The 24,334-nt window shown below is 62.8% G+C and carries 18 protein-coding genes; 10 read left to right on the forward strand and 8 right to left on the reverse strand.

What is annotated here, in order from left to right:
- Positions 1–265: 265 nt before the first annotated feature.
- The 3 genes from AC4P1R_RS18030 (at position 266) to AC4P1R_RS18040 (ending at position 8,428) form a co-directional block, all read left to right on the forward strand.
- Positions 266–6,781 (forward strand): VCBS domain-containing protein, encoded by a 6,516-nt coding sequence (locus AC4P1R_RS18030; RefSeq protein WP_492178390.1) that lies wholly within the window; start codon positions 266–268, stop codon positions 6,779–6,781.
- A gap of 70 nt (positions 6,782–6,851) precedes the next feature.
- Positions 6,852–7,217, forward strand: a complete 366-nt coding sequence (locus AC4P1R_RS18035) for a hypothetical protein (RefSeq protein WP_069460175.1) — start codon at positions 6,852–6,854, stop codon at positions 7,215–7,217.
- A 20-nt stretch (positions 7,218–7,237) separates the two neighbouring features.
- Positions 7,238–8,428, forward strand: a complete 1,191-nt coding sequence (locus tag AC4P1R_RS18040; RefSeq protein ID WP_069460176.1) for an ABC transporter substrate-binding protein — start codon at positions 7,238–7,240, stop codon at positions 8,426–8,428.
- 205 nt (positions 8,429–8,633) lie between these two features.
- Here the strand turns inward: AC4P1R_RS18040 and AC4P1R_RS18045 are convergent, their stop codons facing one another.
- Genes AC4P1R_RS18045 through AC4P1R_RS18060 form a run of 4 tightly spaced genes read right to left on the reverse strand, consistent with a single transcriptional unit; the run spans position 8,634 to position 12,364 of the window.
- Positions 8,634–9,407: an ABC transporter permease gene (locus AC4P1R_RS18045; RefSeq protein WP_069460177.1), complete on the reverse strand. Its 774-nt coding sequence runs from the start codon at positions 9,405–9,407 to the stop codon at positions 8,634–8,636.
- Positions 9,391–10,221 (reverse strand): ABC transporter ATP-binding protein, encoded by an 831-nt coding sequence (locus tag AC4P1R_RS18050; RefSeq protein WP_069460178.1) that lies wholly within the window; start codon positions 10,219–10,221, stop codon positions 9,391–9,393. Before AC4P1R_RS18050 ends, AC4P1R_RS18045 begins: the two co-directional genes overlap by 17 nt.
- 12 nt (positions 10,222–10,233) lie before the next feature.
- Positions 10,234–11,235: an ABC transporter substrate-binding protein gene (locus AC4P1R_RS18055; RefSeq protein WP_069460179.1), complete on the reverse strand. Its 1,002-nt coding sequence runs from the start codon at positions 11,233–11,235 to the stop codon at positions 10,234–10,236.
- 46 nt (positions 11,236–11,281) lie between these two features.
- Complete coding sequence (locus tag AC4P1R_RS18060) at positions 11,282–12,364, reverse strand: 4-oxalomesaconate tautomerase (protein WP_069460180.1); 1,083 nt, start codon at positions 12,362–12,364, stop codon at positions 11,282–11,284.
- 114 nt (positions 12,365–12,478) lie between these two features.
- On the opposite strand from AC4P1R_RS18060, the gene AC4P1R_RS18065 reads away from it, so the two are divergent.
- The 6 genes from AC4P1R_RS18065 to AC4P1R_RS18090 all read left to right on the forward strand — a co-directional run bounded on the left by AC4P1R_RS18065 (position 12,479) and on the right by AC4P1R_RS18090 (position 18,641).
- A complete protein-coding gene (locus tag AC4P1R_RS18065) occupies positions 12,479–13,378 on the forward strand; it encodes a LysR family transcriptional regulator (RefSeq protein ID WP_069460181.1) in 900 nt (299 codons plus the stop codon).
- A 349-nt stretch (positions 13,379–13,727) separates the two neighbouring features.
- Positions 13,728–14,477, forward strand: coding sequence for a FadR/GntR family transcriptional regulator (locus AC4P1R_RS18070; RefSeq protein ID WP_069460250.1), 750 nt, complete (start codon positions 13,728–13,730; stop codon positions 14,475–14,477).
- Positions 14,478–14,568: 91 nt separating this feature from the next.
- The gene (locus AC4P1R_RS18075) at positions 14,569–15,537 is read left to right on the forward strand and encodes a sialic acid TRAP transporter substrate-binding protein SiaP (protein WP_069460183.1); all 969 of its coding nucleotides are present in this window, start codon (positions 14,569–14,571) and stop codon (positions 15,535–15,537) included.
- 63 nt (positions 15,538–15,600) lie between these two features.
- Positions 15,601–16,173 (forward strand): TRAP transporter small permease, encoded by a 573-nt coding sequence (locus AC4P1R_RS18080; protein WP_069460184.1) that lies wholly within the window; start codon positions 15,601–15,603, stop codon positions 16,171–16,173.
- A gap of 3 nt (positions 16,174–16,176) precedes the next feature.
- Positions 16,177–17,583, forward strand: coding sequence for a TRAP transporter large permease (locus AC4P1R_RS18085; protein WP_069460185.1), 1,407 nt, complete (start codon positions 16,177–16,179; stop codon positions 17,581–17,583).
- The gene (locus AC4P1R_RS18090) at positions 17,583–18,641 is read left to right on the forward strand and encodes an L-idonate 5-dehydrogenase (protein ID WP_069460186.1); all 1,059 of its coding nucleotides are present in this window, start codon (positions 17,583–17,585) and stop codon (positions 18,639–18,641) included. Before AC4P1R_RS18085 ends, AC4P1R_RS18090 begins: the two co-directional genes overlap by 1 nt.
- Before the next feature lie 6 nt (positions 18,642–18,647).
- On the opposite strand, the gene AC4P1R_RS18095 is transcribed toward AC4P1R_RS18090, so the two are convergent.
- On the reverse strand, positions 18,648–19,973 hold the full coding sequence (locus tag AC4P1R_RS18095; protein WP_069460187.1) for an NAD(P)/FAD-dependent oxidoreductase: 1,326 nt from the start codon (positions 19,971–19,973) through the stop codon (positions 18,648–18,650).
- 234 nt (positions 19,974–20,207) lie between these two features.
- Between AC4P1R_RS18095 and AC4P1R_RS18100 the strand changes: the two genes are divergently transcribed.
- Positions 20,208–20,684, forward strand: a complete 477-nt coding sequence (locus tag AC4P1R_RS18100; RefSeq protein ID WP_069460188.1) for an Lrp/AsnC family transcriptional regulator — start codon at positions 20,208–20,210, stop codon at positions 20,682–20,684.
- 157 nt (positions 20,685–20,841) lie between these two features.
- Here AC4P1R_RS18100 and AC4P1R_RS18105 read toward each other — a convergent pair whose 3' ends face one another.
- Genes AC4P1R_RS18105 through AC4P1R_RS18115 form a run of 3 tightly spaced genes read right to left on the reverse strand, consistent with a single transcriptional unit; the run spans position 20,842 to position 24,304 of the window.
- A complete protein-coding gene (locus AC4P1R_RS18105) occupies positions 20,842–22,494 on the reverse strand; it encodes an ABC transporter ATP-binding protein (protein WP_492178393.1) in 1,653 nt (550 codons plus the stop codon).
- Complete coding sequence (locus AC4P1R_RS18110) at positions 22,494–23,357, reverse strand: ABC transporter permease (protein ID WP_069460190.1); 864 nt, start codon at positions 23,355–23,357, stop codon at positions 22,494–22,496. Before AC4P1R_RS18110 ends, AC4P1R_RS18105 begins: the two co-directional genes overlap by 1 nt.
- Positions 23,354–24,304, reverse strand: a complete 951-nt coding sequence (locus AC4P1R_RS18115; protein ID WP_069460191.1) for an ABC transporter permease — start codon at positions 24,302–24,304, stop codon at positions 23,354–23,356. Before AC4P1R_RS18115 ends, AC4P1R_RS18110 begins: the two co-directional genes overlap by 4 nt.
- Positions 24,305–24,334: the final 30 nt, after the last annotated feature.

Genomic DNA, 24,334 nt, shown 5'->3' on the forward strand with positions numbered 1-24,334 from the left:
TGGTTGACCAGGAAAAATCCAGGAGCGTCATGCGATTACTATTAATCTGAAGTGCTGCGGGGATGCGATCACCAATCTGCGTTGCTCTTATCGGCGTCATGCGCGGCTGAAAAGATATATGTCAATATGCATCTGTGTCATTCGAGAAAGAAATCATCGAAAACAGCATATTATGATATATGCATCGCCGGTCGGACGTTTTCCTAAGAATTGCTTTCAAAGGGACCTTGTGGTTACGTTCTTTTAATTCTTGGGGGATGTATCCATGGCAACCGAAGGTTTCTCTCTTTCAGCCGGCGCAGACGCTCTGACAGCAGGCAATGAAGCAGTGCATGACGATCTCGTCGGGAAAGGCGGGCGCCTCGTCGCGCAAGCGGCAGATCCGTCAGAGCCGCAACTCCTGGATCCGGCGACCGGCGGGCCGGCCGACGACAGCGGAGCCGCACCCGTTCCTCGGATGCCGGAGAGCGTCAAGGCAGATGCGAACAATGTCGTGCGGCTTCCGGCCGGCATCTCCCTTGAAAACATTAAGGTCGTCGGTAACGACATCGTGCTGGAGCAGCCCGGCGGGGCAGAAATCAGAATTGAAAACGCCGCGCTAAATATCCCCACTTTCGTGATCGGCGATGCCGAGATCCCGCGGGAAACGTTGGTGGCTGTCCTCGAAGGCAATGGCATCAACGTCGCTGCTGGACCGGACGGAACCATCAGCGTGGTTTCCGGCCAGAGCAGCGGCGGTGATTTCTCCAATAGCAGCGCCGACATTGGCGATGCGGGGCCGGCGATTTCCTTGCTCGACCCGACCGAACTGCAGTTTGGCACCACGCCGCAGGAGGAGGATCTGCTCGCGCTGCTAGACGCGAATGACACCCCGGTCTTGGCTTTGACCGCGGATGGCTCTGTCACCGAAGACGCAGAGGTCGGCGTTGATGGCAATCTGACGGCCGACGGCACGATATCGCTTACCGATGCGGACGCCGGCGACACACTGACGGTGACCAGCACGCCGAACGGGCAGCCGAGCTGGAGCGGCGGGTCGCTGACGCAGGCGCAGATCGACACGCTGACGTCCGGTTTCACGGCCAGCTCGAGCGGCTGGAGCTACCAGGTTCCGAACGCGCTGGTGCAGTTCCTCGACGCCGGCGAGACGATCACGCTGCGCTTCGACGTGACGGTGACCGATGACGACGGCGCCACCGCCACCCAGACGGTGACGGTCACCATCAACGGCACCAATGACGCGCCGGTGATCGCGGCGACGGCAGCGGGGGCGGTGACCGAGGACGTCGCGGTCGACGGCAGCGGCAACCTGACGACGAGCGGCACGATCACGCTGTCGGACGTCGACACGAACGAGACGCTGACGGTGACGAGCGGACCGAACGGGTCGCCGAGCTGGAGCGGCGGGTCGCTGACGCAGGCGCAGATCGACACGCTGACGGCCGGCTTCACGGCCAGCTCGAGCGGCTGGAACTACCAGGTGCCAAACGCAATGGTGCAGTTCCTCGGCGCCGGCGAGACGATCACGCTGCGCTTCGACGTGACGGTGACAGACGACGACGGCGCGACCGACACGCAGACGGTGACGATCACCGTTAACGGCACCAACGACGCGCCGGTGATCGGCGAAAGCTCGGTAACGACCGGCTCGGTGACCGAGAGCGGACTGGCCGCCGACGACGAGACGGCGGTGACCGGGCCGACGACGGCGACGGGCACGATGGCGTCGAGCGACGTCGACGCCGGCGCCACGGCGACCTGGAGCGGCAATGCCAGCGGCAGCTATGGCAGCTTCGCCATCACCACCGGCGGGGTTTGGACCTATACGCTCGACAACGGCCTCGCCGACAGCCTGGCCGAGGGCGAGACCCGGACCGAGAGCTTCGTCGTCACGGTGACCGACGACAAGGGCGCGACCGCCACCGAGACGGTGACGATCACCGTCAACGGCACCAACGACGCGCCGGTGATCGGCGAAAGCTCGGTAACGACCGGCTCGGTGACCGAGAGCGGACTGGCCGCCGACGACGAGACGGCGGTGACCGGGCCGACGACGGCGACGGGCACGATGGCGTCGAGCGACGTCGACGCCGGCGCCACGGCGACCTGGAGCGGCAATGCCAGCGGCAGCTATGGCAGCTTCGCCATCACCACCGGCGGGGTTTGGACCTATACGCTCGACAACGGCCTCGCCGACAGCCTGGCCGAGGGCGAGACCCGGACCGAGAGCTTCGTCGTCACGGTGACCGACGACAAGGGCGCGACCGCCACCGAGACGGTGACGATCACCGTCAACGGCACCAACGACGCGCCGGTGATCGGCGAAAGCTCGGTAACGACCGGCTCGGTGACCGAGACGGGACTGGCCGCCGACGACGAGACGGCGGTGACCGGGCCGACGACGGCGACGGGCACGATGGCGTCGAGCGACGTCGACGCCGGCGCCACGGCGACCTGGAGCGGCAATGCCAGCGGCAGCTACGGCAGCTTCGCCATCACCACCGGCGGGGTTTGGACCTATACGCTCGACAACGGCCTCGCCGACAGCCTGGCCGAGGGCGAGACCCGGACCGAGAGCTTCGTCGTCACGGTGACCGACGACAAGGGCGCGACCGCCACCGAGACGGTGACGATCACCGTCAACGGCACCAACGACGCGCCGGTGATCGGCGAAAGCTCGGTAACGACCGGCTCGGTGACCGAGACGGGACTGGCCGCCGATGACGAGACGGCGGTGACCGGGCCGACGACGGCGACGGGCACGATGGCGTCGAGCGACGTCGACGCCGGCGCCACGGCGACCTGGAGCGGCAATGCCAGCGGCAGCTACGGCAGCTTCGCCATCACCACCGGCGGGGTTTGGACCTATACGCTCGACAACGGCCTCGCCGACAGCCTGGCCGAGGGCGAGACCCGGACCGAGAGCTTCGTCGTCACGGTGACCGACGACAAGGGCGCGACCGCCACCGAGACGGTGACGATCACCGTCAACGGCACCAACGACGCGCCGGTGATCGGCGAAAGCTCGGTAACGACCGGCTCGGTGACCGAGACGGGACTGGCCGCCGACGACGAGACGGCGGTGACCGGGCCGACGACGGCGACGGGCACGATGGCGTCGAGCGACGTCGACGCCGGCGCCACGGCGACCTGGAGCGGCAATGCCAGCGGCAGCTATGGCAGCTTCGCCATCACCACCGGCGGGGTTTGGACCTATACGCTCGACAACGGCCTCGCCGACAGCCTGGCCGAGGGCGAGACCCGGACCGAGAGCTTCGTCGTCACGGTGACCGACGACAAGGGCGCGACCGCCACCGAGACGGTGACGATCACCGTCAACGGCACCAACGACGCGCCGGTGATCGGCGAAAGCTCGGTAACGACCGGCTCGGTGACCGAGACGGGACTGGCCGCCGATGACGAGACGGCGGTGACCGGGCCGACGACGGCGACGGGCACGATGGCGTCGAGCGACGTCGACGCCGGCGCCACGGCGACCTGGAGCGGCAATGCCAGCGGCAGCTATGGCAGCTTCGCCATCACCACCGGCGGGGTTTGGACCTATACGCTCGACAACGGCCTCGCCGACAGCCTGGCCGAGGGCGAGACCCGGACCGAGAGCTTCGTCGTCACGGTGACCGACGACAAGGGCGCGACCGCCACCGAGACGGTGACGATCACCGTCAACGGCACCAACGACGCGCCGGTGATCGGCGAAAGCTCGGTAACGACCGGCTCGGTGACCGAGACGGGACTGGCCGCCGATGACGAGACGGCGGTGACCGGGCCGACGACGGCGACGGGCACGATGGCGTCGAGCGACGTCGACGCCGGCGCCACGGCGACCTGGAGCGGCAATGCCAGCGGCAGCTACGGCAGCTTCGCCATCACCACCGGCGGGGTTTGGACCTATACGCTCGACAACGGCCTCGCCGACAGCCTGGCCGAGGGCGAGACCCGGACCGAGAGCTTCGTCGTCACGGTGACCGACGACAAGGGCGCGACCGCCACCGAGACGGTGACGATCACCGTCAACGGCACCAACGACGCGCCGGTGATCGGCGAAAGCTCGGTAACGACCGGCTCGGTGACCGAGACGGGACTGGCCGCCGATGACGAGACGGCGGTGACCGGGCCGACGACGGCGACGGGCACGATGGCGTCGAGCGACGTCGACGCCGGCGCCACGGCGACCTGGAGCGGCAATGCCAGCGGCAGCTATGGCAGCTTCGCCATCACCACCGGCGGGGTTTGGACCTATACGCTCGACAACGGCCTCGCCGACAGCCTGGCCGAGGGCGAGACCCGGACCGAGAGCTTCGTCGTCACGGTGACCGACGACAAGGGCGCGACCGCCACCGAGACGGTGACGATCACCGTCAACGGCACCAACGACGCGCCGGTGATCGGCGAAAGCTCGGTAACGACCGGCTCGGTGACCGAGACGGGACTGGCCGCCGATGACGAGACGGCGGTGACCGGGCCGACGACGGCGACGGGCACGATGGCGTCGAGCGACGTCGACGCCGGCGCCACGGCGACCTGGAGCGGCAATGCCAGCGGCAGCTATGGCAGCTTCGCCATCACCACCGGCGGGGTTTGGACCTATACGCTCGACAACGGCCTCGCCGACAGCCTGGCCGAGGGCGAGACCCGGACCGAGAGCTTCGTCGTCACGGTGACCGACGACAAGGGCGCGACCGCCACCGAGACGGTGACGATCACGGTCAACGGCACCAACGATGCGCCGGTGATCGAGGCAACGGCCAGCGGTGCCGTAACGGAAGACGTCAATGTCGTCGGCGGCAATCTGTCGACGACCGGAACGATTGCGATCTCGGACGTCGATGCCAGTGACACGCTGTCAGTGACAAGCACGCCCCATGGCCAGCCGATATGGAATGGCGGTGCATTGACACAGGCGCAGATCGATGGCCTGACGGCTGGCTTCACCGCCACGGAAAGCGGCTGGAACTATCAGGTGCCGAACGCGCTGGTGCAGTTCCTCGATGCCGGCGAAACGATCACCCTGAGCTTCGATGTCACGGTGACCGACGACAAGGGCGCCACAGACACTCAGACGGTCACCGTCACGATCAACGGCACCAACGACGCGCCGGTAGCGGCGAGCACCTGCGTCTGGCTGCCGAGCGATCCTGCGCAACAGGGTTCGGAGTATGCGAGTGGCTACCCGCTCATGGTCTCGACCCCGACCGACGTCGATGGCGAGAACGTGATTGTGACCGCCACGAATTCACCGAACGGTGTCTACTGTTTCGACGGAACAAACTACGTCGCGGTTACTACAAATACGGTCCTCTATGACCCCGCCAACGGGATCAATCTGCTCGACAACCTTGTTTACCGGCCGACCTCAACGGTCGACGATACGCCTTCCGTCTCCCTGAACTTGAGCGCAAGCGATGGTTCACAGGCGACAGCCTATTCGGTGACGATCAATGAAGTCGCCCCCAACCGGCTGCCGGCGACCTCAGTGACTATCAACGACGAGAAAGGCGGACCACTGACTTCTGGAAACAGCGTCACGAAAACGATGGCGATTACCCAGGGCTTTGCTGATAGCGTCAATGCCAACCTGGCTGGTGCGACCATTAGGGTCCTGACGGATTTTCAACAGACAAAAGTCGTAACGCCAGTTCCGGACGACGAGCGTGATCCTGACTTAGGACCCAATGGATATAATGGAAGCAGTGCGGGGACAGCTCGCGAGAAAGAGCTGCAGGTCGAGCTCGTGATCGGGGCAAACCGGTTCGTCGTCGTCGAGGCCGACACAGCGCCTGCAAAATACGAACAAAGCTGGTTTTTCGATCAAGCAAGCGGGCTTATGGCCGCTACCGTGAGCTATTCAAACATATTCTTGCTGAATAGCTCTGGCGTTGCCACGACGATGACTTTGGCGGATTTTCTGGCGCTCAATCCCGCTGCTGCCGGAGACCAATGGACGGTCAGCTATAATGACAACAACGGCGGCAACTTCCAAGCGCGCACCGCAACGTTCGAGTTCTACTACAACGACCCCGGCGATCCCGGCATCGTCGTCGTCGGCGACGACACGAAGTCCAATCTCATCTACGGCACCTCGGGCGCCGATCATCTCACTGGCGGTGCCCTCGACGATACCATCGTCGGACGCGACGGCAATGACGTGATCAATGGCGGCGGCGGTAACGACACGCTGCGTGGCGGCTCCGGCAACGATACAATCGACGGCGGGGCAGGGGCTGACCTTCTCGATCTGTCGGATGCGTCCGCGGGCGTTACCTTCTCTCTCGTACAGTCGTCGGGAAATACGGTGGCGGATCTGACGGCCGTCGGTCTGGGTGTTGATACCTATCGCAATGTCGAAGGACTGATTGGCTCGGATTACAACGATACGTTTATCGGCAGTGCCTTTGACGACAAGCTCTACGCCGGGGCGGGCTCGGACACGCTATCTGGTGGCGCCGGCGCCGATACATTTGTGATCGCCGATGACGAATTGCAACTCGACATCGATGATGTCATCACGGACTATAATGCCGCCGAAGGCGACGTGGTCGACCTGTCGGCGCTGCTTGGTGAGTTAGCACCCGGCACGCTGGAGCAGCATGTGCAGATCGTGCAGGACGGCGAGAATGCCAACCTTCAGGTCGATACGGACGGCAGCGGGAACTCCGCAAGCTGGCAGACCGTGGCCGTGCTGGAAAACTTCTCAGTGAGCGACGAAGTCGTGAAGATACTCTTCAACGAGAGCGGCACCAAGACGACAGGCGAGGTTTGACGGCTGCACGCTTTACATTCTTCCGGTTCGCGGCAAACATGCGCGAACCGGCTTTCCTGAGGGGGATTCCATGATCAAGAGAATTTGCGTCGGGGCAATGATCGCCTTTTCAGCTTCGGCCGGCCATGCCGCCGATCTCATCGGCGATTACGCGCCGGTCGCCGCGCAGTGCGACACGCTGGCCGCATCATCGTTGACGGTCGGGCAGGACATTGCTTTCCTGAGGGGCGAAGTCGTGTCGCGCATGGACCACGCGATTGCCGTTGCCGAGGATCCACGGTGGATCGCTTCGACACGGCCGACATTCGTCTGGGCGTCCGAAACCAAGGTCGCCTGCGGCAAGGCCTATGGCTACTTGCAGTCCGGCTGGGCTGACGGGGACTATCTCGCCAAGTGCGATTGCTTCCACGCCAAAATGATTCGCTTCATGAATTGAAGAGAGCCCGCTTGTCTTGCATGAACAGCATTCATTCTGTCCCGAGGGCGGGCGTACGCCAATATGCGGGCAGGGCACTTGGCGTCCTGTTGCTCGGCCTCTTGGCCAGTTGCCAGGGCGCGAGCCAGGACGCCATCAGCGTCGGGCCACCGCAGGCGGCCCAGGCGAGCCGATCGGCCTCGAGCAAGCCGAAGCCTCAGGAGTTGTTCGGTTCCGGCCCGGTTCGGGTCGGTCTGATCACAGCCCTTCTCGCCTCCGCTGGCGAAAGTCAGCGCGAACGCGACGTCCGGGACGGTGCGGTGCTTGCGGTGGACGAACTCGGCGGCGGGCAGTTGTCCTTGCAAATAGAGAATACGGATGGCTCGGCCGAGCAGGTGCGGGAGGCGGCAAAGAGGCTTGCGGACCAGGGGGCCAAGCTTGTCGCCGTCTCGGCCGAGATGCGGACGACCGGGATGCGCGAAGGAATGCACGCCAGGGATGTCCCGATCCTGGTGCTGAGCGGCACGCCGACCGGGAGCGGCAATGGAAGCTTCTCCTTCGTTTCGGACCATATCGACAGCGCGATCGAGGGCGCATCCTACGCCGCAGCCGCGGGCCGCAAGCGCTTTGTTGTTCTGTTGCCCGCGGGTATCGCCGCTGCGGAACGGCAGCGGCTCGACCGCGGCCTCGCCGGGCACGGCATCAAGCCCGTGTTGACGGCAGACGCGGCCTCGGTATCTGGAGATGCAAGCACCAGAGCCAAGCTCAAGGATATCGATGCGGTCGTAATGATCGGTGCTGGGGAAGCCGAGGTCGGATCCCTTTCGGCGCTTCGGGCAAATGGTCATCTGGCGGCAGACGCCATGGTCGTCGGAAGTTCGCAATGGACGACCGCTTCCTATGGGCGGCCGGAACTCGCGCGGAGTCACCTCTGCCTCTTCGGGCCGGAAAGCGGATCGCGGATGACCGCGAGCTTCCGCCAGCGCTACGAGCGAGCGGCCGATCTGGATGCGGCTTACGGATTCGACATCGTAGCGCTCGCGGCCGGCCTCGTGCGAACGCAAGGGGAGAGCGGCATCAACCGACAGGCGCTCATGTCGCCGAACGGCTTCCTTGGCGCCGCGGCGGCATTCCGCTTCGAGAAGGATGGATCGGTTCGCCGGACCTGTGCCGTCTATCAGATTGTCGACGGAAAGCTGAGCCTGGCGGATCCAGCACCGCGTTCCTTCTGACCTCTCCTCAGTTTCTGACAGGTGATGCAGCAAGCTTGGCGCGTCTAATAAGACGCGCCAAGCTGTGGCGCAGCCGGGCAGCCACGTGCGGGGGGATGAGCGAGGCCGGAAAGGTCACAGCGAGTGTTCAGAACGCCCGCGTTCTCCCTCGTGGACTGAAGGGAGAACGCTTGTGAATAGGCTTCTCGATTGCCGCTAACGTTCGTCAAGCAGGCCGCTCGGAAGCGCTCGGTCTCCACTTGATGAGATGCTTCTCGGCGACGTCGAGGATGCTGTCGATGATCAGGACAAAGATCGCGAGGATCAGGATGCCTGCGAAGACGCCGACCGCATCAAAATTGCCTTCCGCCTGAGCGATCAGATAGCCAAGCCCGGCGGAGGAGCCGAGATACTCGCCGATGATCGCACCGACGACGGCAAAGCCGACCGAAGTGCGCAGCGAAGACAGGATCCAGCTTGCCGCTGCCGGGAAATAGACGTGGCGCAGCAGGTCCGACCGTTTGGCTCCCAGAATGCGGGCGTTCGACAGCACCACCGGGTTCACTTCACGGACACCCTGCATGGCGTTGAAGAAGGTGACGAAGAACACCAGCGTCACGGCGAGCGCCACCTTCGACCAGAGACCGAGGCCGAGCCAGAGCACGAAGATCGGCGCAAGCACGACTCGCGGGATCGCGTTCAAGCCCTTGATGAAAGGGTCCAGAATGCGCGCGGCCGAACGGCTGAGGCCGAGCCAGACGCCTGCTGCCACGCCGAGTGCCGTCCCGACCAGATAGCCGAGCACGGTTTCCGTGAGGGTGATGGCCACATGGTTATAGAAGCTGGCGTCCAGTACCCAGGATACCACCTGGTTCAGGATGTCGAGCGGCGCCGGGAAAAAGAAGACATCGATGGCGCCGGCCGCGACACCGAGCTGCCAGCCGCCGACAATTGCCACCAGCAGCGCGATTTGGATGAGGCGTTCAGTCATGGCGTTCATAGCTTTTCTCCACTTCGCCGCGCAGCGATGACCAGATGTTGCGATAAAGATCCATGAAGCGTGGATCGAGCTTGATTTCCGCGACATCGCGCGGGCGTTCGAGATCGACGGGGAAGCTGTCGATCACGCGCGAGCGCGGTCCGGCGGCAAGCACCACGACCCGATCTCCGAGGGCAATTGCCTCCTCGAGATCGTGCGTAATCATCACCACGGCGCGCCGTTCCTCCTGCCAAAGCCGCAACAGTTCATTCTGCATCAGGTGGCGGGTATGAATGTCGAGTGCCGAAAAGGGCTCGTCCATCAGGATGACCTTGGGGCCGGTGATCAGCGCCTGCGCCATCTGAACGCGCTTGCGCTGACCTCCGGAAAGCTGATGGGGATAGCGATGCTCGAAGCCCTTCAGGCCGACCTTCGCCAGCCACTTCATCGACTGCTCGCGCCGTTCGGCAGCGCCCGTACCCTTGAACATCGGGCCGAGTTCCACGTTCTCGAGCGCGGTCTTCCAGGGAAGCAATGCATCCTGCTGGAAGAGATAGCCGATGTCGTTCTGCACTCCGCGCACCGGCTGGCCGTCGATCGCGACCGTGCCGCTTGCGGGCTTCAGCAGCCCGGCAATCGCATTGAGTATCGTGCTCTTGCCGCAGCCGGTCGGCCCTACGATCGCGAGAAACTCGCCATCGGCGACACTCAGGTTCACGTCCTTCACCGCCACATAGGCGCCGAAGGACATGGTGACCGAGTCGATGGAAACCATCGGCTTTGCCTGATGTGGACTGTCCATCGGGGTTGCGGTTTTCACTACGGCCAATGCCATGACCTCCTCCTGTCAGTTGGCGGCGACGTTCCGGACTTTGCCGACGAACTCGTTCGTGTAGGTTTTCGTAAGATCGATTTCAGCCGCCGCGACTTTTTCGTTGAAACTCTTCAAGACGGCGAGCGGAGTCTTGATATCTTCCTCGTTGATACGTCCGTCCTTTGAAAAGATCGCCTTCGCGTTCTCTACCGCCTTGATGTAGGTGTCGCGATCGCCGGAGATGAACTCCTTCGGGAGCGTGTCGACGATCTCTTCCGCGGAGTGGCTGTTCATCCACTCGAGCGCTTTGACCGTCGCATTCGTGACCTTCTGGATGGTCTCCGGGTTTTCCTCGATATAGCTCTGTGTGGCATAGAGGACGGAGGTTGGGTAAATCCCGCCATAGATCGCCTTGGCACCGTCGTCGCTGCGCCCGTCGATCAGGATGTTGCCGACGCCCTTGGCCTCGATGAAGGTCGCTGCCGGGTCGTAGTTGACGAGGAGGTCGACCTTGCCCTGTTCAAGGGCCGCGACGGCGGCAGACCCGGAGCCGACGCCGATCAGAGAGACGGCGTCCGCGGGCAAGCCGTTGCGCTGCAGGTAGTAGCGGACGAAGAAATCGGAAGACGAGCCTGGCGAGGTGATCCCGACTTTCGCGCCCTTGATCGTTTCTGGTTTTGCCGGGTCGAAAGTGCTCCCCGAACCGCCCGCCAGCACGAGCCCGGAATTGCGGGCGAGTTGCACGAACGCCACCACGGCCTTCTTCTGCGACTGCATTTGGATCGTATGATCGTAGAAGCCGACGGCGATATCCGTCGAGCCGGCAACAAGCGCCTGAAGCGTCTTCGACCCGCCCGATGCGAAGTTTTCGACGGTCACCTCCAGGCCTTCCTTCTCATAAAGGCCGAGCCCCTGGGCGACCGGAAACGGGAGATTGTTGAGGTTGTAAGAGCCGACGCTGATGCGGACCGCATCCGCGTGAGCCGAACCGGCAAAGGCGACGGTTGCCGCGAGGGCGAGCATGAGCTTGCGCATGATATTTTCCTCCGTGTTGGTGGCGCCCTCCCGGCGGCCACGGTCATTATGCCGCGCAACCCATTTGCGTGACAGGTTTTGCGAAAACATGTCCTTCGAACAGCCGGCGGGCGGTGCGAAGGATTCCGGCGACGACTGTGCCGTCTCTTTCGTAGAGCTTGACGTCCAGGTGGCCGCTCGGGTGCTCTATGGAAAGCACGACTGGAGGGGCACGCCGGCCGATCAGTAGCGAGGCGATTGTATCCTGGCTGATACAGGCCGTGGCGATCCCTACAGCGCCCGTGGTTGCCAGCGACGGGTGACATTGATGCGGCATGAAATACCGCACGCTGACGTCGCCTCCCGCCGTTGGCCGGGAAATGAGCACCGGCTTCGGCGTTACCTGATCGCGCACGTCTCCAAGGCCCATCCGTTTGCCGGCCGCGATGCGCAGCTTTTCCAACCGTTCAAGCAATTCCCTATCAGCATTGAGTTCAGCCGCTGACTCGAAGCCGCTTGCGCCGATCGAGTCCGCCTCGATCAACATCATCGGCATCGCACAGTCGATGCAGGTGACAGACACACCGTCGATCACGTCGATTGGCTTGCCAGTGGGAAAGAGCTGTCCGGTGCGAGCCCCCGCTGCGTCCATGAAGGTCAGCGCGATCGGGGCTGCACCGCCGGGCACGCCGTCAATTGCAGCTTCACCGAGATAGGAGACGCTGCCGTTCGGAGTGGGAACTTCGGCCTCGATCAGCTTGCCGGTGTTGACGTTATGGATCCGGACGAGCGTCGTTTCTCCACGGACTGGAACAAGTCCGGCTTCGATGGCAAACGGGCCCACCGCAGCCAGCATATTGCCGCAGTTCGGGGAGGTGTCGACAATCTGTTGCTCGACCCGCACCTGGGCAAAGAGATAATCCACGTCGGCGCCAGGAAGGCTGGCAGGTCCGACGATGGCCACCTTGCTCGTGACCGGGTTGCCGCCGCCGATGCCATCGATCTGCAACGGGTGACCCGACCCCATGACGGAGAGCAGGATCTTGTCCCGCTCGCTGGCATTCGCAGGAAGATCGCTCGCCAGGAAGAACGGACCCTTTGAGGTGCCGCCTCTCATCAGAACGCAAGGGATCGCCAGCAGGTCGTTCATCGCTTGTGCTTCCACCGGAATTATGTCATCGACGTATCAATCGATGTTCGTTGATCCAATTATCGGAAGAAGCGTTGATTTGTGAAATGCTTAGATTCGGGGAATTGATGCACGATGAGCATTAATTGCGAGATCCTTGACCTTCGAGCCTTCCTGAGCGTCGTCGAATTGGAGAGCTTTCATCGCGCCGCCGATGCGCTGCATCTGTCACAGCCCGCGTTGAGCCGTCGCATTCAAAAACTGGAGCAGGTTATAGGAGCGCCCCTCTTGGAACGGACAACCCGGCATGTCTCCGCGACGGCTCTCGGAACAGAGCTCGTGCCGCTTGTCCGACGCATGCTGGAGGAGTTCGATGGCTCCCTGTTTGCTGTCCGTGACGTTGGACCTAATCGCGGCGGATTGGTGACGATCGCATGCCTCCCTACCGCGGCGTTCTACTTCCTGCCTACCGTCATCCGCCAGTTCAATGAGGAGTATCCGAACATCCGCTTTCGAATTCTCGACTTGCCGGCGACCGACGGTCTTCAAGCCGTGGCACGCGGGGAGGTGGAGTTCGGCATAAATATCATGGGCACGTCGGATCCGGACCTGACCTTTGAGCGGCTCGCGGAAGACCCATTCGTGCTTGCAGCGCGCAAGGATCACCCTCTTGCAGCCAAACCCTCAGTCGACTGGGCAGACCTCGAGCCCTACCATCTGATTACGGTTCACCGGTCGAGCGGCAACAGAACCCTGCTCGACGCAGCGCTAGCAAAATCGAGTATCAAACTGCGTTGGTTCTACGAAGTGACCCATCTGTCCACCTCCCTCGGTCTGGTGGAGGCCGGCCTCGGGATTTCGGTGCTACCGCGCATGGCGACCCCGCAGGGTGCCCATCCGTTCTTGATCACACGCCCGATTGGCGATCCCGAGATATCGCGTACCATCGGCGTGGTTCGCCGTCGCGGCGGCACCTTGTCGCCGGCGGCAGAGCGATTTCTCAAGATGCTGATAGGTGTATGGGGAGGTGATTGAGAGGCGCTATGAAAGCAACAGCCGCAAAGCCAGAAAGCCTCACGACCATAGCCGCCGCCACCCATCCGCGTGCCAGGGATTGCGGGAAAGCCGAGCCCGAGGGGGCTCTCGCCGGCACTTGGGAACTGGCTCAAATTAAGGTTCCTTTCCCGTTCAGCGGCGTCGTCTGGAACAGGGCCAAGACGTCTGTCTTGGATATGCAACCAAACTTGCCCCGGCGGGAGAGCTTCGTCTCTTTTAACAATTGACTGATTGACACAGACCCAGTGAACAGTATTCTTGCGTCGATTGGTATGACCACCTGGCCACCTAACCGCTTTGTGCCTAAGGCTGCCTCGGAGAAGCGATGATGTTCTCTGCCGTGGAATCGCGCCGCCTCTATCGTCAGGTGGCGGATCAGATGCGAGGCCTGATCGAACGGGGCGAACTCGCGCCCGGTTCGCGGCTTCCGGCCGAACGTGATCTGGCGCAGAAATTCGGCGTTTCCCGCCCGACAATACGGGAAGCCTTGATCGTGCTCGAGGTCGAAGGCTTCATCGATATTCGCATGGGCTCGGGCATCTATGTCACAGGCCGGCAGGCGCCGGCTCCCGATGTGCCGCCGGAAGATTTCGAAGGCCCGTTCGAATTGCTCAGGGCGAGGGCGGTCGTCGAGTGTGCGATCGCCGAGGAGGCAGCCCGTCTGGCGCGGCCCGAGCATATCGCCATTCTCGACGACAATCTGACGCGAATGGCCGCGGCCCTGGAGGATCGTCGCCTGGCGCTGGCGATCGACCGGGAGTTCCACATTCTCATATCAGGCATCATCGCCAACCAAACGCTGAACCGTTTCGTCGGCAGCATCCATGACATGCGCATGACGCCCTATTTCGAGAAGCTCGCCAGCTATTTCGAGAACACGGAGACATGGCGGGCCGCAATGGAGGAACATCGCGTGATCCGCGACGCGATCGCCGCCGGTGATCCGACCGCAGCACGCGCCGCCATGCGCGCACATCTCGACCAATCGCAACTTCGCCTGTCGGCCAGTTTCGGAGAGGAAGCTGCCGACAGCAAGGTACCTGCCGCCTGGAGGCGTGCCGGGGGGAAACAGCACTGACACTTTGAATTGCGGGATGCAGGCGGAAGACCGCGTACACTTTTCCTCATCCCGGTCTGCGCGAATGACTTCACTTTGGAGGAGAAGGAAGATGAAGGTCAGACTGCTTTTGGGTGCAACTGCGATTATTCTGGCTTCAGCCATCACCGCCCAGGCCCAGACGGCGCTCAAATGGGCGCATGTCTACGAGACATCCGAGCCGTTCCACACCGAATCCGTCTGGGCGGCCGAGGAGATCGGCAAGCGCACCGAGGGGCGCTATAAGATCGACGTCTTCCCGGCCTCACAGCTCGGCAAGGAGGCCGATCTCAACCAGGGCCTGAAGCTCGGTACGGTCGATATCATCATTTCAGGCTCGAGCTTCGCCGCGCGCGAATATGCGCCAATCGGCGTCACCTATTTTCCCTACACCTTTCGCGATCCGGGGCATCTGCTCGCCTATACGAAGAGCGATGTCTTCAAGAATCTTGCCAAGGGCTATGAGGACGCCTCCGGCAACCACATCACCGCCGTCACCTATTATGGCACGCGCCACACCACGTCGAACAGGCCCATTTCCAAATGTGCCGACATGCAGGGCCTGAAGATGCGTGTTCCGGATGTTCCGGCCTACCTGGCCATGCCGCGTGCCTGCGGCGCCAATACAACACCGATCGCCTTTGCCGAGGTCTATCTTGCGCTGCAGAACGGCACCGTCGAGGCACAGGAGAATCCGTTGACGACGATCGAGGCAAAGAAGTTCTTCGAGGTGCAGAAGCATATCGTGCTGACGGGTCATATCGTCGATCACCTGAACACGGTCGTCTCCAAATCCGTGTGGTCGCAGCTCTCCGATGCGGACAAGCAGATCTTCACCGAGGTCATGCAGGAAGCCGCCGAGCGCGCCACAAAGATCATCGGGGAGCGCGAAGCCGGGCTCGTCGCGACTTTCAAGGAGCGCGGCCTTGAAGTGACCGAAGTCGACAAGGCCGACTTCGAGGCGAACGTCGTGGACAAGGTGGCGCTCGAGGACTTCGGCTACCGGAGGGAAGACTGGGAAGCGATCCGCGCCGTCAAGTGAACCGCTTGCCGGCGGTCCGTAGGCGCCGCCGGCATTCCGTCCACCCTCGCCGGATGATCGCCCATGTCACAAGAAATCCATTTGCAGACGACACCGGAGGAGATTGCCCATTCCTTCGACGAGGCGCCGCCAGCCGCCGACATTTCGAACTATGCCTTCGAGGATTGGATCACATTCGTCATCTTCTGGGTTATGACGGCTTGCGTATTCCTGCAGTTTTTCACGCGCTACGTTTTGAACGACTCCTATGCCTGGACAGAGGAGATCGCCACCAATTGCCTGATTGGCGTGGTCTTCCTGGGTTCGGTCATGTGCGTTCGCGTCTCGCGGCACATTCAGGTCGACGTGCTTTATCATTATCTGCCGCGCCCACTGGCGCGCGGCTTGGCGATCTTCGTCGATCTCGTTCGGATCGGCTTCTTCGCCTATGCCTGCTGGCTGATGTGGCGCTATGTCGAGATCGTCGCCCATGAACGGATGGTGACTGTCGACCTGCCGCGCAACATCGTCTTTTACAGCGTCATGGCCGGATTCGTGCTGATGCTAATCCGCTCCATCCAGGTTTTCATCGCCAATCAACGCCGCGGCTATTCGGTTCTCGAGAAGCCGGAGGAATTTCAGAAAGTCGAGGGCTGATCCATGCTTCTGCTTGTCGGTTCCTTTGTGGTGCTGATGGTGATCGGTGTGCCCGTCGCCATCTCCATGGCCGTGGCATCCGTTCTCTATCTCGTTTTCTTCAACGTCGCGCCGGACATCATCGCCGCACAGCGGATGATCGCGGGCGTCGAGAGCTTCCCGCTGCTCGCGGTGCCCTTCTTCATTCTCGCCGGAAACCTGATGAACTCCGCCGGCGTCACCGGACGCATCTATTCATTCGCCGTGGCGCTCGTCGGCTGGATGAAGGGCGGGCTCGCGCAGGTCAACATCATCGGCTCGGTGATCTTTTCCGGCATGTCGGGCACGGCGCTGGCGGATGCGGCCGGCATCGGTACGATCGAGATCAAGGCGATGAAGGATCACGGCTATCCGGTTGAGGCGGCGGTCGGCGTTACCGCCGCATCGGCGACCCTGGGCCCGATATTTCCGCCGTCCCTACCGTTTGTCATCTACGGCATGATGGCGAATGTCTCGATCGGGGCGCTGTTCATGGCTGGAATCGTGCCGGGCGTGGTGATGACCGCTCTGATGATGCTGACGGTCGCCATCTTTGCCTATCGACGCGGCTGGGGGTCGGACACGCCGTTCGAGATCAAGCGATTGTTGTCGGCTTCTCTCGAGGTCATCGTCGTTCTTTCGGTGCCGCTTGCCATCTACCTCTTGATGTCAGCGGGCCTGTCGATGAATGTCGCTGTTGGCCTCGCTCTCGTGGTGCTTCTCGCGCTCGATTGGTATTTCGACTTTTCCGCCGTCATGGCGTTGATGACACCGGTGATCCTGATCGGCGGCATGACTATGGGCTGGTTCACGCCGACCGAAGCCGCCGTTGCCGCGGTCCTCTGGTCGCTGTTTCTCGGCCTGGTGCGATACCGGAGCATGACCATGTCGACGCTCGCCCGGGCAACGTTCGACACGATCGAGACAACCGCTTCGGTGCTGTTCATCGTCACGGCCGCCTCCATCTTTGCCTGGCTGCTGACGGTGAGCCAGGCAGCGCAGATGCTCTCCGGGGCGATCCTGACGATCACGGACAACAAATGGGTCTTCCTGATCCTGGTCAACCTGCTGATGCTGTTCGTCGGCTGTTTCCTGGATACGATCGCGGCGATCACCATTCTGGTGCCGATCCTCTTGCCGCTCGTGGCGCAGTTCGGCATCGACCCGGTCCATTTCGGGCTGATCATGACTTTAAACCTGATGATCGGCCTGCTTCACCCGCCGCTTGGCATGGTGCTCTTCGTGCTGTCGCGCGTGGCCAAACTCTCGGTCGAACGGACGACGATGGCGATCCTGCCCTGGCTCCTGCCGCTCTTCATCGCGCTATTGCTGATCACCTTCGTGCCGGCGGTGACCCTGTGGCTGCCGGGCATGGTGGGACTCGTGCGCTAATGGGGAGAGCGACGATCCGCACGCGCTTCGCGCGGCTCTACGGCCAGCGCGATCTCCGGGTGGAGACCGCCGACCTCGCCGAACCAGGAGAAGGCGAGGTGCTGCTGAAGATTGCGGCTGGCGGCATCTGCGGTTCGGATCTGCACTATTATCAGGACGGCGGCTTTGGCCCCGTCCGGGTGTGCGAACCGATCATTCCGGGCCATGAGGCGTCGGGCTATGTCGCGGCGCTCGGGACAAACGTGTCCGGCCTTGCGATCGGCGCCCTCGTGGCGGTCAATCCGAGCCAGCCTTGCGGAAACTGCCGCTTCTGCCGGGAGGATACTCCCATTCATTGCCTGAACATGCGGTTCATGGGGAGCGCCATGCGTCTGCCGCATGCGCAGGGGATGTTTCGCGATTGGCTGGTCGTTCCGGCCAGCCAGTGCTTTCCGGCTGGCACCCTGGCCGGCGCGGGCGAAGCCGCATGTTCGGAGCCGCTGGCCGTCTGCCTTCACGCGGTCGCGCAGGCCGGCGATCTCGTCGGCAAGCATGTGCTCGTCACCGGCGCAGGGCCGATCGGAGTGCTGGTGATTGCCGCCGCCCGCCATGCCGGGGCCGAGACGATCGTCGTCTCCGATCTCGCCGATGGCGCGCTCGAACGAGCGATGGCAATGGGCGCGACGACCGTCCTCAACATCCGGCGTGATCCGTTGGCGCTTGCGCCCTTCGAGGCGGAAAAGGGCCAGTTCGATCTCGCCTTCGAGTGTTCCGCCGCGGAGCCGGCGCTTCGGAGCGCGATCGCCACGGTCAAGCCGCACGGTCTGATCGTCCAGGTCGGCGTAACCGGCGAAATCGTGCTCCCGCTCAGCGCGCTGGTCGGCAAGGAATTGCGGCTTGTCGGTTCGCAGCGTTTCGATGTGGAATTCGCTCGCGCCGTCGACCTGATCGCGACGCGTCGCATCGACGTCAGACCGATCATTTCCCACGAGTTTCCGATAGAACAGGCGGCCAGCGCCTTTGAGCAGGCCGGCGATCGCTCGGTAGCCTGCAAGGTGCAACTGGTCTTTCCCGATTGATGGCTGTCAAAAGTCGGCGACCTTGCCCCAGGCGGATTTGCGGAAGCGGTCCGGGTGATAGGGGCGGGGATCGACGATCGGCTCGCCGCCGGTGATGATGTCCGCGATCAGGTGGCCGGCGCCGGGTCCGATGCCGAAGCCGTGGCCGCTGAAGCCGGCCGCAAGGATGAAGCCGGGGATGCTTGAGATCTCCCCGATGCCGGGGACACCGTCCGGTGTACTGTCGATATAGCCGGCCCAGGCCGCGGTGACATGGGTGTTCTTCAAGGGGGGAAGCAGTTCGAGCGCACGCGCGTGGGTCAGGCGTATCGTGCGTTTGTCCACCGCCGGATCGAGAATGCGCATGCGCTCCATCGGCGTAGGCTGGTCCAGCCGCCAGCGGACGAGGGCCTCGTGACCGGATTGGATACCCTCTATGCCGCCGGGTGCAAGACTGCGCCAGCGACGCAGGAACATCGGCAGGAATTGCGGCGCGAAGCGCATTTGCTGCGGCGTCGGATCGACGCGGCCGCGGCCGCTGATGGCCAGCGTGTAACCGCCATCGGCGCGACGTGTCACCGAGACGGCGGCCGTGTGCAGCGCGTCCGGCAGGTTTGCAGCGCCCGGGGAGACGGACAGGATCGACGAGCGGACGGAGGCCTGAGGGAAGCGGATGCCGAGTTGCCGGCAGAAGGAGGAGGCCCAGGCGCCGCCGGCGAGCACGGCCGTCTGCGTGTGGATGGTGCCATGTTCGGTGACGATGCCGGACAGGCGTCCGCCTTCGAGCTCGATGCCGCGGGCCGCACAGGATTGATGAACCGTGCCGCCGAGCTTCAGGATCGCTCGCGCGACCGCAGGTGCGGCGCTCGCCGGATCGGCAGTGCCATCGGTGGGCGAAAAGACGCCGCCCTTCCAGGGCTTGCCGGTAGCGCGGCCGCGTTCGCTTGCCTCGGCGCTGTCGAGCATGTGCGTGGTGACGCCGACGGTGCGGGCAAAATCGCGCCAGCGTGCCCAGCCGGCCAGTTCCTCCTCGCTGTCGCTCAGATAGAAGAGGCCGCAGCGCCGGAATCCAGTATCCTCGCCGCTCTCTTCAGCGAAGCTCTCCCAGAGATCGAGGCTCTTCGTCGCCATCGGCAGTTCGCGGGCGTCGCGGTTCTGCTGTCTGCACCAGCCCCAATTCCGGCTGGATTGCTCGGCGCCGATCCGCCCCTTCTCGACGAGGGCCACCTTCAATCCCCGCCGGGCAAGATAGTAGGCCGTGAAAACACCGACAATTCCGCCACCGATCACCACCGCATCGGCAACTGCAGGCAGGGTGGGCGTCGTGTCGACGAGTTTCAGCGGCGCGGGCATTGCATTGTCTCCATTTACGTTCAGCCTAGTCATTTTGCGCCTAAGGCGTTGCTGGAGAGCTGGACCTAGACAGCAGAAAATTCCGTCTTGCAGAGAGGCTGCAGTCCTTTCTGCTTCGGTGCATTGCAAGAAACAAAATCGACATGTGACACCAACGTGTTAAGGTCAACGTGGGAAGTAGGGCAGCATAATGTGCTGCGACGTTGACCCCTATTGCCAGGCGGAGGCACACGGATGAAGCTCGACCGGATCGACATAAAAATTCTCTACGAATTGCAGAAGAATGGCCGCATCACCAATGTGGAGCTTGCCGAACTGGTCAACCTCTCGCCGAGCCCTTGCCTGATGAGGGTGAAGAAACTGCAGTCAGAGGGTTATATTGAGGGCTATTCCGCGCAGATCAATGTGGGCAAGCTTGGCCAGACGTTAACCGTCTTTACCGAAATCACGCTAAAGAACCATCGGCAGATCGACTTCGCCCGTTTCCTGGCGGCAATCGAGAAGGTGGACCAGGTGATCGAGTGCCATCTGGTTTCGGGTGGCTATGACTATCTGGTGAAATTCGTCGCAGCCGGCATCGGCGAATACCAGACCATCATGGAGCGTCTGACCGATATGGATGTCGGCATCGACAAATATTTCAGCTTCGTCGTGCTGAAGTCGCCCATCGTCAAGGCGCACATGCCGCTGACGAGTTTGTTTCGGCTTTAGGTTTCGCGACGAGTTGGTCAATCGCCCCTCACCAGCCCTCTCTCCGTCAAGACGGGGAGAGGGCTAGGGAGCGCGCTGCTTCCGCTTTTCTCCCGCTGAACCGTCCCGGCTTGCGGGGAGAAGGTGCCGGCAGGCGGATGAGGGGCGTTCCGACCGACTAACGCCCGCAATAGGCCCGCACCAGCTCCGGGTCCTGCTCGAGCCCGTCGAGCCAGGTTGGGTCGAGTTTCGGCACGGACGAGAAGAGCAATTGCGAATAGGGGTGCTGTGGCGCCTTGACCTTGGCGGGAGTGATTTCCTCGACCTTCTTTCCACCATACATGACGACAATCTCGTCGCAGATCGCCTCCACCACGGAAAGATCGTGGCTGATGAAGACGTAGGAAAGGCCGAGTTCGCGCTGTAGTTCCTTCAGCAACTCGATGACTGCGGCGGCAACCACGGTATCGAGTGCCGAGGTGATCTCGTCGCAGAGGATCAGCTTCGGATCGGCCGCGAGCGCCCTGGCGAAGTTCACGCGCTGCTTCTGGCCGCCGGACAGTTCGCCCGGTTGGCGATGGCGCAGGTTGCGCGGCAGGCGCACCATGTCGAGCAATTGGTCGATGCGGGCGCTTCGCGCCTTGGCACCCATGCCGTGATAGAAGGTCAGCGGACGCGCAAGAATATCCTCGACGGACTTTGCCGGGTTGAGCGCGGTGTCGGCGTACTGGAAGACGATCTGCATCTCACGCAACTGTTCGCGCGAGCGCTGGCGGGCGTTCTGGTCGAGTGTCACCCCGTCGAACACGATGTTGCCCGCTGCCGCCGGCAGGATGCCAGCGATGGCGCGGGCAAGTGTCGACTTGCCACAGCCGGACTCGCCGATAATGCCGAGATTGCGGCCTTTCTCGACCTTTAGGCTGACATTCTCGACCGCACGGACGAGCGGCAGACCGTCAGCCTGTGTCTGTCCATAGCCCGCAACGAGGCCCTCGATCTCAAGCAGCGGTGCCGGAGCGGTAGCCGCTTGGGCGGCCTGGCGTGGCTTCGGCTCGAAGGCGGCGAGCAGTTCGCGCGTATAGGGATGTTTGGCGTTCGTGAGAATGTCTTTAGTGGTGCCGGCTTCCTGGACCTCGCCGCCCTTAAGGACAACGATACGGTCGGCGATCTGCGCAACCACGGCAAGGTCGTGCGAGACATAGACGCCGCCGATGCCCCCCTGCTTCATAACCGACTTGAAGGCTCGCAACACCTCGATCTGCGTCGTCACGTCAAGGGCAGTCGTCGGCTCGTCGAAGATGACCAGTTTGGGATTGCCGATGAGTGCCATGGCGGCGGAGAGGCGCTGCAATTGTCCGCCGGAGACCTGGTGCGGATAACGGCTGCCGATCGTTTCCGGTGCGGGCAAGGAAAGGGCTCGGAAAAGATCCACCGCGCGGCTGCGCGCCTCCTCCGGCGGCATGAGCCCATGGATACGGGTGACCTCGATCACCTGGTCCATGATGGTGGCGGCGGGGTTGAAAGCAGCGGCGGCGGATTGCGGCACATAGGCAACCTCAGTGCCGCGGACCTTTGCACGCTGCTTTTCGGGGAGAGTAACCATGTCCTTGCCGGCGAGCGACACGCGGCCCCCGGCGATGCGGCAGCCGGGACGGGCATAGCCCATCAGCGTCAGTGCGATCGTCGTCTTGCCCGAGCCGCTCTCGCCGATCAGGGCAACGATCTCACCCTCGGCGATGTCGATGCTGACGCCCTTGATGATCTCGACGCGGCGGCCGGAATCGGTGGTGGCTTCGACTTTCAGGTCGCGGATTTCTACGAGCTTGGCCATCATTCGCTCCGATCGCGGATCTTCTTGGGCAGGTTGTCGATCAGCAGATTGACGCTGATCGTGAGGCTGGCGATTGCAAAGGAGGGTGCCATCACCGCCGGTGCGCCGAAGGGCAGGCCGCCGATGTTTTCGCGCACGAGTGCTCCCCAGTCGGCATAGGGCGGCTGAACGCCGAGGCCGAGGAAGGAGAGGCCGGAGAGCAGGAGCACGATGAACACGAAGCGGATGCCGAGATCCGCCAGGACCGGCCCGACGATGTTGGGCAGGATCTCCGAGCGAATGAGATACCAGGTGCTTTCGCCGCGGATACGGGCGACCGTGACGAAATCCATGGCATTGATGTTCACGGCGAGTGCCCGGGCGAAGCGGTAGGAACCGGGAATGTAGATCACCGACAGGGTTAGGATCAGCACGGGGATGGAAGAGCCGACGGCGGCGACCACCACGAGGCCGAAGAGCTTGCTCGGTATGGAGTTGAGCGCGTCCAGGAAGCGGCTGAGCACCGTGTCGAGCCAGCCACCGGCGACCGCCGCGATCATGCCGAGCACGACGCCGCTGAAGCAGGCGATCGTCACCGCGGCGAGCGAAATGCCAACGGTATAACGGGCGCCCATCAGGATCCGCGAAAACATGTCGCGCCCGAGATAGTCGGAGCCCAGCCAGAAGTCGGCGCTCATCGGACCGAAGTAGTCGAGGTCGACGATCTCGCCGACCGGGTAGGGGATGATCAGCGGTGCGAAGATCGCAACGATCGCCCAGAAGAGGATGACCGAAAGACCGATCATGCCGACGATGTTGAAGCGGTATCCAAACCGGGATCCGGTCATCCGCTCGGAAGTGGTCTCGGAACTGGTCATGGTCATCGAAGCCTCGGATTGGAAAGGATGGCGATGATGTCGGCCGTCGTGATCAGGAGCAGGTAGCCGAGGCAGAAGATCATGGCGCAGCTCTGGATCAGCGGCAGGTCGCGGGTCGCCACGGCGTCGACCATCAGTTTGGCGATGCCCGGATAGTTGAAGATCGTCTCGACGATGATGACGCCGCCGAGGAGATAGGAAAGCGAAAGGGCAACCGCATTGACGATCGGCCCCAATGCGTTCGGAAGTGCATGGCGCAGCACCATTCGCGGGCGAGAGGCGCCCTTGAGCAGAGCCATCTCGACATAGGGCGTATTCAGCGTCTCGATCACCGCCGCCCGCGTCATCCGGATCATCTGAGCCGAGACACCGAAGGTCAGCGTGATCACCGGCATCGCGTAGATGCGCAGCATATCGGAAAGGCTATGGATCTCGTTGGCGAAAGAGAGCGCCGGAAGCCATTTCAGATAGACCGCGAAGATCAGTACGGCGGAGGTCGCGATCATGAATTCCGGCACGGAGATAACGCCGATCGTCATCACGGTGACTATGCGATCGTATAGCGAGCCGCGCAGCATCGCGGCGCTGATGCCGAGTGTCAACGCGATCGGCACCGAGAAGAGCGCGGTGACGCCCGCAAGCTTCAAGGTATTGATGAAGCGCCCGCAGATCAGATCGGCAACCGGCATCTCGTTGGCGTAGGAGGTGCCGAGATCGCCCTGCAGAAGACCGACGATCCAGCGCAGGAAGCGGAAGATCGCCGGATCGTCGAGATGCATGGCCTTGCGCAGGCCCTCGACGGCCTCCGGCGTGGCAGCCTGGCCGAGCAGGATGGTTGCCGTGTCGCCTGGCAGCAGCGTCGTCGCGAAGAAGACGGCGAACGAGACGATCACCAGCGTGATCAGGGCAATGAGCAATCTGCTCAGGACAAGGGAAAGAACCCGGTTGTTCACGCGTGTTCCCTTTCGCATAAGGCTAAAATC

The organism is Sinorhizobium sp. Y406, assembly GCF_058732025.1.

What these genes read in the sequence shown, in the direction of transcription:
- AC4P1R_RS18100 (WP_069460188.1), top strand. Translation starts at nt 20,208, where the DNA reads ATGAAGCTCGACCGGATCGACATAAAAATTCTCTACGAATTGCAGAAG.
- AC4P1R_RS18070 (WP_069460250.1), top strand. Translation starts at nt 13,728, where the DNA reads ATGTTCTCTGCCGTGGAATCGCGCCGCCTCTATCGTCAGGTGGCGGAT.
- AC4P1R_RS18050 (WP_069460178.1), bottom strand. Translation starts at nt 10,221, where the DNA reads ATGGCATTGGCCGTAGTGAAAACCGCAACCCCGATGGACAGTCCACAT.
- AC4P1R_RS18065 (WP_069460181.1), top strand. Translation starts at nt 12,479, where the DNA reads ATGAGCATTAATTGCGAGATCCTTGACCTTCGAGCCTTCCTGAGCGTC.
- AC4P1R_RS18080 (WP_069460184.1), top strand. Translation starts at nt 15,601, where the DNA reads ATGTCACAAGAAATCCATTTGCAGACGACACCGGAGGAGATTGCCCAT.
- AC4P1R_RS18040 (WP_069460176.1), top strand. Translation starts at nt 7,238, where the DNA reads ATGAACAGCATTCATTCTGTCCCGAGGGCGGGCGTACGCCAATATGCG.
- AC4P1R_RS18030 (WP_492178390.1), top strand. Translation starts at nt 266, where the DNA reads ATGGCAACCGAAGGTTTCTCTCTTTCAGCCGGCGCAGACGCTCTGACA.
- AC4P1R_RS18095 (WP_069460187.1), bottom strand. Translation starts at nt 19,973, where the DNA reads ATGCCCGCGCCGCTGAAACTCGTCGACACGACGCCCACCCTGCCTGCA.
- AC4P1R_RS18045 (WP_069460177.1), bottom strand. Translation starts at nt 9,407, where the DNA reads ATGAACGCCATGACTGAACGCCTCATCCAAATCGCGCTGCTGGTGGCA.
- AC4P1R_RS18060 (WP_069460180.1), bottom strand. Translation starts at nt 12,364, where the DNA reads ATGAACGACCTGCTGGCGATCCCTTGCGTTCTGATGAGAGGCGGCACC.
- AC4P1R_RS18075 (WP_069460183.1), top strand. Translation starts at nt 14,569, where the DNA reads ATGAAGGTCAGACTGCTTTTGGGTGCAACTGCGATTATTCTGGCTTCA.
- AC4P1R_RS18055 (WP_069460179.1), bottom strand. Translation starts at nt 11,235, where the DNA reads ATGCGCAAGCTCATGCTCGCCCTCGCGGCAACCGTCGCCTTTGCCGGT.
- AC4P1R_RS18085 (WP_069460185.1), top strand. Translation starts at nt 16,177, where the DNA reads ATGCTTCTGCTTGTCGGTTCCTTTGTGGTGCTGATGGTGATCGGTGTG.
- AC4P1R_RS18090 (WP_069460186.1), top strand. Translation starts at nt 17,583, where the DNA reads ATGGGGAGAGCGACGATCCGCACGCGCTTCGCGCGGCTCTACGGCCAG.
- AC4P1R_RS18105 (WP_492178393.1), bottom strand. Translation starts at nt 22,494, where the DNA reads ATGGCCAAGCTCGTAGAAATCCGCGACCTGAAAGTCGAAGCCACCACC.
- AC4P1R_RS18035 (WP_069460175.1), top strand. Translation starts at nt 6,852, where the DNA reads ATGATCAAGAGAATTTGCGTCGGGGCAATGATCGCCTTTTCAGCTTCG.
- AC4P1R_RS18110 (WP_069460190.1), bottom strand. Translation starts at nt 23,357, where the DNA reads ATGACCATGACCAGTTCCGAGACCACTTCCGAGCGGATGACCGGATCC.